This is a genomic window from Streptomyces sp. CB03234 (assembly GCF_001905885.1).
Lineage (GTDB): Bacteria > Actinomycetota > Actinomycetes > Streptomycetales > Streptomycetaceae > Streptomyces.
The window spans coordinates 1,046,796-1,058,717 of the sequence record NZ_LIYH01000002.1; the positions used below are offsets into that span (position 1 = coordinate 1,046,796).

Here is an 11,922-nt window from a genome sequence, read left to right on the forward strand (position 1 = left end):
CATGACCGCACTGGTACGCCGGAACCTCGCCCGGATCACCGCGCTCCTCGCCTGCCTGCTGCTGTGGCACCTCACCCAGCCGCCCGCCGCCTCCGACGCGCAACGCGACCGCCTCGCCCAGCGGTTCGCCTTCTCCCCCCACCTCGTGTCCCCCGCCCACCGGGCCGGCGACCGGAGCCTGCGCCCGGTCGCCCCCGCGTACCAGGACATCCCGGCCTGGATCTCCTCCGTGGGCGCCGGGGTGGCGCTCCTCGCCGCCGACGGGGGCAGCGTGTCCCGGGACATCTGCCTGGTCGACCCGCGCACCGACACGGTGACCATCAGTCCCGCGCCCGGCACCGGCCGCCGGTACGCGCCCTTCGTCCTCCGCCCGCCGGCGCCCACCATGCCGGCGTACGCCGCGCCCATGGGGTGCCTGCCCGCCGACCTCAACGAGGACGGGTGGCAGGACGTGATCGTCTACTACTGGGGCCGCTCGCCCGTCCTGTTCATGCGCCACGCGGGCCGGCCACCGGCCGCCGGAGCCTTCACGGCCCGCGAACTCGTCCGCCCCCGCGCCGTGTGGAACACCAACGCCGCGACGGTCGGCGACTACGACGGCGACGGGCACCTGGACCTGGTCTTCGGCAACTACTTCCCGGACGGCGCCCGCGTCCTGGACCCCACGGCCCACCAGCCGGACCGGCTCGTGATGAACGCCTCCCTCTCCAACGCCCGCAACGGCGGCACCAACCGGCTGCTGCGCTTCACCGGCGCCACCCGGGGCCCCGCCCCCGACGCCCGCTTCACCGAGGTGCCGGGCGCCTTCGACCCCGGCGCCGCACGCGGCTGGACCCTCGCCCTCGGGACGTACGACCTCGACGGCGACCACCGCCCCGAGCTGTACGTCGCCAACGACTTCGGCCCCGACCAGCTGCTGGTCAACCAGTCGTCGCCCGGCCACATCCGGTTCCGCGAGGCGGTCGGCGTCCGGCACGCCACCACCCCCAAGTCCAAGGTCCTGGGCCGGGACTCCTTCAAGGGCATGGGCGTGGCCTTCACCCACCTGGGCGCCGACCGCGTGCCCGACATCCTGGTCGCCAACATCGCCGAGGACTTCGCCCTGCACGAGAGCAACTTCGCCTTCACCGCCGCCGGCAGCCCGGCTGCCGCCGGGCGCGCCCTCCACCGGGGCACCGCCCCCTACGACGACGACAGCGAGCCGCTGGGCCTCGCCCGTACCGGCTGGACGTGGGACGTGAAGGCGGCCGACTTCGACAACGACGGCGGCCCGGAAATCATGCACGCCACGGGTTTCGTCGCCGGACGGACCAACAGCTGGGCCCAGTTGCAGGAAACGGCCATGTCCAATGACCTGATCCTGGACAACCCCCGGCTGTGGCCCCACTTCCCGGCCGGCACCGAACTGTCCGGCCACGACCGCAACACCTTCTTCGTACGCGCCGGTTCCGGAGCCGGCTCCGGAACCGGCTCCGGCGGCCGCTTCGCCGATGTGGCGGACGAGGTGGGCGTCGGTACGGACGCCGTCAGCCGCGCCTTCGCGGTCGGCGACGTCGACGCGGACGGCCGGCTCGACTTCGTGGTGGCCAACCAGTGGGCTCCCTCGGTGATGTTCCGCAACACCGGCCCGGCGCACCTCGCCCTGGGGCTCCGGCTGCGGCTGCCGGCCGCCGGCGGCGCCACCCGGCCCGCCATCGGCGCCACCGCCACCGTCACGCTGCCGGACGGCACCGTCCGTACCGAGCAGGTGTACCCGGCCAACGGCCACAACGGGGTCAACGCCCCGGACATCACCTTCGGGCTCGGCAAGACGGCCACCTCGCGCGCACTCCCCGTACGCCTCACCTGGCGCGACGGCCACGGCCGCGTCCACACCCGCACCACGACGCTCCGCCCGGGATGGCACCAACTGGTCCTTGACGAGGAGGCAGCACGATGAACGGACTCAGCCGCACGATGGGCCGCGTGCTCGGCGGCCCCGACGACCCGCGCAGCGCCGCACTGCGCCGGTTCGGGCTCTCCATCACCGTACTGACCGTCATCGGCCACACCGTGCTGGGCTTCGAACAGGCCTACCTCACCCCGGTCGTCGCCGTGGTGTCCGGCCTGGCCGCCGAGGCCGTGCTCGGCGCCGTCGACGCCCACGCCCGCCGCGTACGCCCCTGGTACGCCGCCGGCTCCCCCGGCGCCGTCGTCGACCTGCTGCTGCCCGCCTACATCACCGCCCTGGCCTGCGCGATGCTCCTGTACGCCAACGACCGGCTGATGCCGACCGTCCTGGCCACCGTCGCGGGCGTGGCGAGCAAGTACGTCGTCAGGGTGCGGGTCGCCGGCCGCCCCCGGCACATCCTCAACCCCAGCAACACCGGCATCGTCCTCGTCCTGCTGCTGTTCCCGTGGGTGGGCATCGCGCCCCCGTACCAGTTCACCGAATGGACCTCCGGCGCCGTGGACTGGGTGATCCCGCTGGCGGTGCTCGCGGCCGGGACGATGCTGAACGCCAAGCTGACGCACAAGATGCCGCTGATCGCCGGCTGGGCGGGCGGATTCGTGGCCCAGGGCGTCATCCGCTGGGCTTTGACGGACATCTCCCTGGCGAGCGCGCTGCTGCCGATGACGGGCGTCGCGTTCGTCCTGTTCACCAACTACATGATCACCGACCCGGGCACCACCCCGTCACGCCCACGCCACCAGGCCGTCTTCGGGGCGACGACCGCCGCCGTCTACGGCGTGCTCGTCCAGTTCCACATCGTCTTCGGCCTCTTCTTCGCGCTGGTGATCGCGTGCGTACTGCGGGGGCTGGTGCTGGTGGCCGCCGAGCGCCTCGCGCGGACGCCGGTGCGGGCCCCGGCCCGGGTGCCGGCCGCCGCACGGCCCGCCTCGCTGCTGCCGGAGTCACGATGAGCGACGCGTACGACGGCCCCGCGCTCGCCATCGTCGGCATGGCCTGCCGCTACCCGGACGCCGAGCGGCCGGACCGGCTGTGGGAGACGGTCCTCGACCAGCGCCGCGCCTTCCGCCGCCTGCCCACGGAACGGCTGGACGCCGACGACTACTACGACCGCGACCCCACGGCCCCCGACCGGACGTACAGCCTCTACGCGGCCGTCCTGGAGGGCTGGACGTTCGACCGGTCGGCGTTCCGCATCCCGGGCCCCGTGTACCGGGCCGGCGACCCCGCCCACTGGCTCGCCCTGGAGACCGCCGCCCGCGCCCTGGAGGACGCCGGGTTCCCCGGCGGGACGGGCCTGGCCCGCGACCGGGTCGCCGTCGTCCTCGGCAACAGCCTCACCGGCGACGCCACCCGCGCCGGGACGCTGCGGCTGCGCTGGCCGTACGTACGCCGGGTCCTCGCCGCCGCCCTGGAGGCCGCCCACATCACCGGGGACGTACGCGACGACGTGGTACGCCGGGCAGCGGCCGGCTACCTGGCGCCGTTCCCGCCGACGACCGAGGAGTCGCTCGCCGGGGCCCTGTCCAACACGATCGCCGGCCGCATCTGCAACCACTTCGACTTCCACGGCGGCGGCTACACCGTGGACGGCGCCTGCGCGTCCTCCCTGCTCGCCGTCGTCGAGCTGTGCCGGGCGCTGCGGGACCACAGCGTGGACTTCGGCCTCGCGGGCGGCGTCGACCTGAGCCTGGACCCGTTCGAACTGGTCGGATTCGCCAAGACCGGCGCGCTCGCCGCCGACCGGATGCGCGTGTACGACGAGCGGTCGGCCGGGTTCTGGCCCGGGGAGGGCTGCGGCATGCTCGCGCTGATGCGGGCGGCCGACGCGCGGGCCGCCGGACTGCCCGTGTACGCCGAGATCCGCGGCTGGGGCATCTCCTCCGACGGAAACGGCGGCATCACCCGCCCCGCCCGTGACGGGCAACTGCTCGCGCTGCGCCGCGCGTACGAGTTGGCCGGCGCCGACCCGGCGGACGTGCTGCTCCACGAGGGGCACGGCACCGGGACGCAGGTCGGCGACGAGGTCGAGCTGACCGCCCTGACCGCGCTGCGGGAGGGCGCACGCGCGCGTGCGGCGCTCGGGACGGTCAAGGCCAACATCGGCCACACCAAGGCGGCGGCCGGTGCGGCGGGCGTCATCAAGGCGGCTATGAGCCTGCACACCGGGGTGCTGCCGCCGACGACCGGCTGCGAGACCCCGCACCCCGTCCTGCGGGCCCCCGGCTCGCCGCTGCGGATCCTCCGGAGGCCCGAACACTGGCCGGCCGGGCCCCGCCTGGCCGGCGTGAGCTCCATGGGCTTCGGCGGCATCAACGCCCACCTGGTGCTCTCCGCCCCCGAAGAGCCGGTGCCCGCCACCGAACGGCAACGCCACGCGGCGGGCGGACGCGCGGCCGGAGCGGCCGTGCCGGAGCGTCACGCCGGCCGGTCCGCGCCCGGGGCCGCCATGCCCGCGCCCAGGGCTGCCGTGCCCGAGCGTCGGGCCGCCGTGCCCGCGCCCGGGGCCGCCGGGTCCGCCGTGCCCGCGCCCGGGGTCGTTGAAGCCGTCGGGCCCGTGGCCGAAGCCGCTGGAGCAGCCGTGCCTGTAGCCGAAGCCGACCCGGCCGTGCCCGAAGTCGCCGTGTCCGCGCCCGTGGCCGGAGCCGCCGCGCCCGTGGCCGGGGCCGACCCGGCCGTGCCCGGAGCCGCCGGGGCTGCGGCCCGGGCCGACGTTTCCGTGCCGCGCGTCGGCCTGTCCGTACGGCGTCCCGCGCCCGAGCAGGCCGTCGTCGCAGCCGCCGGGGCGGACCCCGGTGAACTGCGGGTGTTCTTCGCGCGGGTCGCCGAGGTCGCGCCCCGGCTGTCCTTCGCCGAGGTCCACGACCTGGCCGCCCAGTCGGCCCGCGAGCGGCCCGCCGGGCCGGTCCGCGCCGCGCTCGTCGCCGCCACGCCCGACGAACTGGCCGCCCGGGCCGCCTCCGTGGCCGCCTGCCTGGCGGCGGGACCGGCGCCCGGGGGGCTGACGCGCCTGCCGGGCGGGTGGGTCGGCCATGGCGTACGAGGCCGGGTCACCCTGCTGTTCCCCGGCCAGGGCGCGCCCGGCCCGACCGCCACCACGAGCACCGGGACGGCCCAGCCGGCCATCCACCGCGCCTCGCTGGGCGGTCTGCGCCTGCTGGACGCCCTCGGCGTCACGGCGACGGCCGCCGTCGGGCACAGCCTGGGCGAGGTCACCGCCCTGGTGTGGTCGGGCGCCCTCTCCGTACGGGACGGCTTCCGGCTCGTCCGCGCGCGGGGCACGCTCATGGCCGCCCTGGGCGCGTCCGGGACGGGCATGCTCAGCCTCCGTACGGAGGCGTCGGCAGCGCGCGCGCTGTGCGCGGGCACCGAACTCGTCGTCGCCGCGTACAACGGCCCGCGCTCGGTCGTGGTCGCCGGGCCGGTGGCGGACCTGCGGGAGGTGGCGGCGCGAGCCGAGCGGGCGGGCGTGGCCCGCACGGTGCTTCCCGTGTCGCACGCCTTCCACTCCCCGGCGGTCCAGCCGTGCGTCCCGCCGCTGCGCCGGGTGCTGGCCGCCGTGGACTTCCGTCCGCCCGTGCGCCGCCTGGTGTCCACCGTCCACGGCAGGGCGCTCACCCCGGACGACGACCTGGCCGCTCTGCTCGCCGACCAGGTCACCGCACCCGTGCGGTTCTGGGACGCGGTCAGCGGCGTCCTGCCGGACACCGACCTGCTGTGCGCCTGCGGGCCGGGCCAGGGCCTCGCCGCCCTCCTCGCCGACCAGGGCTGCGGCGTACCCGTGGTCACCATCGGCTCGGGTGACCCGGACACCGCGACCACCGCCCACGCGGCGGCCGCCCTGTTCGCCGCCGGGGCGTGCGAGGGGCTCGACGCGCTGACGGCCGGCCGGGCGGCCCGGCCGATCGACCTGTGGCGGGAGAGGACCTTCCTCGCCAGCCCGTGCTCGGCGCCGCCGCCGTTCAAGGAGCCGGTTTCTGACGCGTCGGAGGCAGCACCGCCGGACACCGCCACCACCGCCCCACCGGACACCGCCACCGCCGTGCGCGACCTCCTCGCGCGGGCCACCGAACTGGACCCCGGGCTGATCGGCATGGACACCCGCCTGCTGACCGACCTGCACCTCACGTCCCTCACGGTCACCCAGCTCGCCGCCACCGCCGCGCACCGCATGGGCCGCCGCCCGCCGGCCGCCCCGCTCTCGCTGGCCGACGCCCGGGTGCGCGACCTCGTCGAAGCCCTCGACGCGCTGCCCTCCGCCGGCGACGCCGCGCCCGACACGGTCGCCACCGGCGTCGACACCTGGGTCCGCTGCTTCACCGAACGGCTGCGCCCGGCGGGGCGCGGCGCCCTGCCGCGGCCCAGCGCCGGATGGCGCACCACCGTGCTGGGCGACGGGGACCTCGCCGTACGCGCGAAGGAGTTGTACGGCGCCGCCAGCGGCGAGGACACGGAACTGCTGTACGTACCGAAAACCCCCGGCCCGCCCCCGATCGCCCGCCTCCTGGACACCGCCCGTTCCGCGCTCCGCACCGGGCGCCTGGTCGTCGTGGCGCACGACACCGCCCTCGCGGGGTTCCTCGGCAGCCTCCACAAGGAGCACCCCGGCCTGGGCGTCACCCTGATCCGCGTCCCGCCGACCGAGGCGGGCCTCCGGCACGCCACCCGCTGGGCGGGCGCCGAACCCGGCCGCTACCAGGAGCTGGTCCTCGACGAGCAGGGCACACCGCACGTCCCGGCGGAACACGCCCTGCGGCTCCCCGAGTCCGGGCCGCACCCCGGGAGCCCGCTGCCCCTGGGCCCCGAGGACGTCCTGCTCGTCAGCGGCGGCGGCAAGGGCATCGGCCACACCTGCGCCATGGCGCTCGCACGGCACACCGGTGTGCGGCTCGCCCTGATCGGCCGGGCCCGGCCGGAGGACGACGAGACGCTGCGTACGAACCTGGCGGCGCTGGACGCGGCGGGGGCGGGGGTCGCGTACGAGGCGGCCGACCTCACCGACGCCACGGCGGTCGCCGATGCCGTTGGCCGCCTGACCGACCGGCTCGGCCACCCGGTCACCGGCGTCCTGCACGCCGCCGGGATCAACGAACCGGCCCGCTTCGCCGACCTGGACGAGGCGCGCGCCGAGGCCCACGTCGCCGTGAAGGTCGCCGGGCTGCGCCACCTCCTCGCGGCGCTGCCCAGCGAGCGGCTGCGGCTGCTCGCCGCCTTCGGCTCGGTGATCGGCCGTCACGGCCTGCCCGGCGAGAGCCACTACGCCCTCGCCAACGGCCTGCTGCGTACCGAGACGGAAAGGCTGGCGGCCGAACTGCCGCCGCACTGCCGGGTCCTGAACGTCGACTGGTCGGTGTGGTCCGGCGCGGGCATGGGCGTACGCCTGGGCGTGCTCGACGCGCTGGCGCGCGAGGACGTCACGGCGATCGCGCCCGACACGGGCGTGGACCTGTTCCTGCGCCTCCTCGCGGCCCGTACCGGGGCGCCGCCGACGGTCGCCGTGCACGGCAGGCTCGGGCGGGACGCGCCGGTGCCCGCCGTGCCCGGCCCGCCGCAGCGGTTCCTGGAGGACCTCCGCGTCCACTACCCGGGCGTGGAGCTGGTCACCGAGACGCGGCTCGCCCTCGGCACCGACCCGTACCTGGCCGGCCACCGGCTGGACGGCCTCGTCTGGCTCCCCGGCGTCCTCGGGCTGGAGGCCCTGGCCCAGGTGGCCTCCGCCGTGGCCGGCGGGCCGCTGTACGGGGCCCGCGACATCACCTGGGCGAGCCCGGTGACCGTACCGGAGGAGGGGTCCCGCACGGTGCGGGTGTGCGCGCTGCACCGGGGGGACCGCGTCGAGGCCGTACTGCGCAGTGACGAGGACGACTTCTGCGTGGACCACTTCCGCGCGGTCTTCCCGCTCGCGGCGCCCTCCCCGAACGGACACCACCCGCAGCCCGCGACGAGCGGCGAGGCGCCGCCGTACGCCGACGAACTGTACGCCGACGAGCTGTACGGGCCGCTGTACTTCCACACCGGCCGTTTCCGGCGGGTGCGGAGCCTGGCCGCGCCCTCCGCGCGCGGCTGCCTGGCCACCCTGGGCGCCGGGGGGCCCGCCCCGTGGTTCCGGGCGCCGCTCGCCGGGCCGTTGCTGGGGGATCCGTCCGCCAACGACGCCACGCTGCACGCGCTGCAGGCCTGCGTGCCGCACCGCCGGCTGCTGCCGGTGGCCGCCCAGTCGCTGACGGTCCGGCCGGGGGGCGGACCGGTGGAGCGGGTGCGGGGCACCGAGATCTCGGCCGCGGACGGGGAGTACGTGTGGGACGTGGAGGGCCAGGACGCCTCGGGCCGTCCCGTCGTCCGGTGGCGCGGCCTGCGGCTGAGGGACGTGGGCCCGTTGCCGCGCGGGGAGCGCCCCTGGCCGGGTCCTCTGCTGGCCGTCCTGCTGGAGCGGGTGGCGGCGGCGCTCGGCCTGGGCGGCGGACTGCGCGTGACGGTCCGGCCCGGTGAACGGTCCCCGGCAGCGCGCCGCCCGCGCCCCGGCCTGTCCCGCAGCCACCTGAACGGACTGGTGCTCCAGACCGAGAGCGGGGCTCATGGTGACGTCGCCTGCGACTGGGAGGCCGTGGCCGCGCGCGGCGAGGACGTCTGGCGGCGGCTGCTCGGTACGGACCACCTGGCCCTCGCCGCGTTGCTGCGGCGCCAGAGCGGCGAGCCGTTCGAGGTGGCGGCCACCCGGGTGTGGACGGCGGTGGAGTGCCTGGCCAAGGCGGGCCGCCCGCCGGGCGCGCCGCTGTCGCTGGGCGGCGTCTTCGACGGCGGGTGGGTCCTGATGCGCTCCGGTGACGCCCTGATCGCCTCCGGAGTCGTACGGGTGGCCCAGGTGGAGGGGCCGGTGGCGGTGGCGGTGCTGAGGAGCCGGGAGGGCGGCCGATGACGACGGTGACGACACCCACGTACACGTACGAACATCTGGTCACGCTGGAGGAGACCAACCTCGTCGGCAACGTCTACTTCACCAACTACCTGCGCTGGCAGGGTCATTGCCGTGAGCGGTTCCTCGCCGAACGGGCGCCGGGGGTGATGCGGGCGCTGCGGGGCGGGCTGGCGCTGGTGACGGTGGACTGCCACTGCGCGTACTTCAGCGAGCTGTACGCCATGGACCGGGTCGGCATCCGGATGTCGCTGACCGCGTGCGGCGACCACCAGGTCGGCATGGGCTTCGACTACTACCGCGTCAACTCCGCCGTGCCGCAGCTCGTCGCGCGCGGCGGCCAGACCGTGGCGTGCATGCGCCGCACCGGGCAGGGGATGCGGCCGGTTCCGGTGCCGGACGAACTGCGCGCCGCGCTCGCCCCGTACAGGAGCCCGGAATGAATCCCGAGGCCGACGCCTTCCGCGCCACGATGGCGCACATGCCCACCTGTGTCACCGTCGTCACCGCCTCCGCCCGCCACGGCCCGGTCGGCTGCACGGCCAGTGCCGTCCTGTCCCTCTCGCTGCACCCGCCCGGCCTGCTGGTGTCCCTGTCCGCGTCCGGTCGCACCGCCCGCGAGATCCGGCGGGTCGGTGCCTTCGCGGTCAACGTGCTGAGCTGGGAGCAGCGCGACCTGACGCGGCGGTTCGCGGAGGAGCCCCCGTGCCGCCGTTTCGTGGGTGTGCCGTGGGCGGTGCAGGACGGCCAGCCGGTGCTGACGGGCGCGGCGGCAAGGGTCGTCTGCGCCGTCGACAGCTGTTATGACGTGTGGGACCACACGCTGCTGGTGGGGCGGGTGGTGCACAGCGCCCATGATCCGGACCGTACGCCGCTGCTCCACCACCGCCGTACGCACGACCGCCCGGCGGCACAGGGAGTGCCGCCGGGCGCTCGTTCCCATCCTTCCAGGCTTACGGGAAGGTCAGCTTGACGCTGTTGATGTAGCCGGTGTCCTGCGCGGCGACGTCCTGGACGCGCAGCTTCCAGGCACCGTTGGCGACCTCGCTGGAGGCGTTGACCGTGTAGGTGGCCTTGACGTTGTCGGCCGAGTCGTTGCTGCTGGAGTTCTTCAGCCGGTACGCCGTGCCGTCGGGGGCCACCAGGTCCACGACCAGGTCACCGCGCCAGGTGTGGACGATGTCGACGTCGACCTTGAGCGCGGCGGGGGCGTTGCCGGCGATGCCGGTGACGTTCACCGTGGAGGTGACGGCGGCGCCGTTGTCCGGGATGGCGACGTCGGCGGTGTTCTCGAAGGTCTTGCCGGTGCCGGGGTCGCCGCCGCCGGGGCGGGAACCGACGTTGATACCGGCCCAGGCGTGCTCGACGGCCTTCACCTCGGCGCTGCCGGCGCCGTACAGCTCGGTGGCGACCGCGACGGTTCCGGTGCGGGCGCCGGCGTAATTGGTGGTGGAGGTGAACTTGGTGGTGAGGGCCTTGTACCAGATCAGCGCGGCCTTGTCGCGGCCGATGCCGGTGACGGGCAGGCCGTCGGAGGTCGGCGAGTCGTAGGTGACGCCGTTGATGGTCTTGGTGCCGCTGCCCTCGGAGAGCAGGTAGAACCAGTGGTTGGCCGGTCCTGACGAGTAGTGCACGTCGATGCCGCCGATACCGGAGTACCAGTAGTCCTTCGACGAGCCGTCCTTGCTGGGCTTGTCCATGTAGCGCAGCGGGGTGCCGTTGCCCCGGATGTCGATCTTCTCGCCGACGTAGTAGTCGCCCTTGTCCAGGGCGTTGTTGGCGTAGAACTCGACGGCGGCGGCGAAGATGTCGGAGGTCGCCTCGTTCAGGCCGCCGGACTCGCCGCTGTAGACGAGCTTGGCGGTGTTGGAGGTGACGCCGTGGGTCATCTCGTGGGCGGCGACGTCGATGGACGTCAGCGGCCGGGCGTTGTTCGCCCCGTCGCCGTACGTCATGCAGAAGCAGCTGTCCTGCCAGAAGGCGTTGACGTACGCGTTGCCGTAGTGGACGCGGCTGTACGCGCCGACACCGTCGCCCCGGATGCCCGAGCGGCCGTGGACGTTCTTGTAGTAGTCCCAGGTGACCCCGGCGCCGAAGTGGGCGTCGGCGCCGGCCGTCTCCAGGTTCTGCGGGGTGCCGTCGCCCCAGATGTCGTCGGGCCCGGAGAACAGTGTCCCGGTGCCGGAGGTGCCGCGGTTGAGGTTGTTCGTCCGGTGGTTGCCGCGGCCGGTGTCGGTCAGCGTGTACGAGCTTCCCGACTGCGCGGTGCCGACCGTGACCTGGCCGCTGTACTGGGTGTTGCCGGTGCCGTTGTGGACGGCCTGCCACTCGAAGAGCTTGGCGCCCGTGGTGGCGTCGGTGACGACGTGCAGCTCGTTCGGGGTGCCGTCGTGCTGGAGGCCGCCGACGACGGTCTCGTACGCCAGGACCGGCTTGCCCTGTGCGAGCCAGACCACCTTGCGCGGGGCGCGCTCGGCGTCGGTCGCCTTGGAGCCCTCGGCGCGGGCCGCGGTCAGGGCCTGCTTCTCGGCGGTGGCCGGGGCGATGTCCGCGGTGGTGTCGACGCCCTTGAGCTCCGCCCGGGACGCCTTGCTGACGGCCTGCGTCTGCCCGGCCTTGGTCTCGGTGATGACGAGGTCGCCGCCGAGGACGGGGAGCCCGGCGTAGGTGCGCTCGTAGCGGGTGTGGGTGGTGCCGTCGCGGTCCTGGACGACATCGCGGACGGCGAGCTTCTCCTGGGCGCCGAGGCCGAGTTCCCTGGCCGTGTCGGCCTTGGTGGCCTCGGCCGCGCGTATCAGCGCGGTGCGCTGCGCGGGGGAGAGGTCGGCGGGCAGGGCGCCTGGGTCGGCCTTGCCGGCCGCCTGGGCCTTGGGGGCCGACGGGGCCGCGGGGGTGTCGGCGGCGGTGGCGGCACCGGTCTGCACGCCCACGGCGAGCATGGCGGCGGCGGCGATCAGAGCGCCTGTCGCGGTGGCGCGACGGCTGGGCGTGGATCTCACGCAGACTCCTTTTGCGAGGGGGGTACCGGGACGGCTGGGTGGGCCGGCCGGTCGGAGCA

The 11,922-nt window shown here is 75.1% G+C and carries 6 protein-coding genes; 5 read left to right on the forward strand and 1 reads right to left on the reverse strand.

What is annotated here, in order from left to right:
* Nucleotide 1: 1 nt before the first annotated feature.
* The 5 genes from AMK26_RS11730 to AMK26_RS11750 are packed head-to-tail and all read left to right on the forward strand — an operon-like array spanning nt 2 to nt 9,837.
* A complete protein-coding gene (locus tag AMK26_RS11730) occupies nt 2-1,939 on the forward strand; it encodes a CRTAC1 family protein (protein WP_073754449.1) in 1,938 nt (645 codons plus the stop codon).
* Nucleotides 1,936-2,904: an enediyne biosynthesis protein UnbU gene (locus AMK26_RS11735; protein WP_073754450.1), complete on the forward strand. Its 969-nt coding sequence runs from the start codon at nt 1,936-1,938 to the stop codon at nt 2,902-2,904. Before AMK26_RS11730 ends, AMK26_RS11735 begins: the two co-directional genes overlap by 4 nt.
* Complete coding sequence (locus tag AMK26_RS11740) at nt 2,901-8,867, forward strand: type I polyketide synthase (protein ID WP_073754451.1); 5,967 nt, start codon at nt 2,901-2,903, stop codon at nt 8,865-8,867. Before AMK26_RS11735 ends, AMK26_RS11740 begins: the two co-directional genes overlap by 4 nt.
* Nucleotides 8,864-9,307: an acyl-CoA thioesterase gene (locus AMK26_RS11745; RefSeq protein ID WP_073754452.1), complete on the forward strand. Its 444-nt coding sequence runs from the start codon at nt 8,864-8,866 to the stop codon at nt 9,305-9,307. Before AMK26_RS11740 ends, AMK26_RS11745 begins: the two co-directional genes overlap by 4 nt.
* Nucleotides 9,304-9,837 carry a flavin reductase family protein gene (locus tag AMK26_RS11750; protein WP_073754453.1) on the forward strand — a complete coding sequence of 178 codons (534 nt, stop codon included), beginning with the start codon at nt 9,304-9,306 and terminating at the stop codon, nt 9,835-9,837. The genes AMK26_RS11745 and AMK26_RS11750 overlap by 4 nt, the downstream gene beginning before the upstream one ends.
* Here AMK26_RS11750 and AMK26_RS11755 read toward each other — a convergent pair.
* Nucleotides 9,818-11,863: a M4 family metallopeptidase gene (locus tag AMK26_RS11755; RefSeq protein ID WP_073754454.1), complete on the reverse strand. Its 2,046-nt coding sequence runs from the start codon at nt 11,861-11,863 to the stop codon at nt 9,818-9,820. The genes AMK26_RS11750 and AMK26_RS11755 overlap by 20 nt on opposite strands.
* Nucleotides 11,864-11,922: the final 59 nt, after the last annotated feature.

Coding starts and splice junctions, on each gene's coding strand:
- AMK26_RS11735 (WP_073754450.1), top strand. CDS start 1,936: ATGAACGGACTCAGCCGCACGATGGGCCGCGTGCTCGGCGGCCCCGAC.
- AMK26_RS11745 (WP_073754452.1), top strand. CDS start 8,864: ATGACGACGGTGACGACACCCACGTACACGTACGAACATCTGGTCACG.
- AMK26_RS11750 (WP_073754453.1), top strand. CDS start 9,304: ATGAATCCCGAGGCCGACGCCTTCCGCGCCACGATGGCGCACATGCCC.
- AMK26_RS11730 (WP_073754449.1), top strand. CDS start 2: ATGACCGCACTGGTACGCCGGAACCTCGCCCGGATCACCGCGCTCCTC.
- AMK26_RS11740 (WP_073754451.1), top strand. CDS start 2,901: ATGAGCGACGCGTACGACGGCCCCGCGCTCGCCATCGTCGGCATGGCC.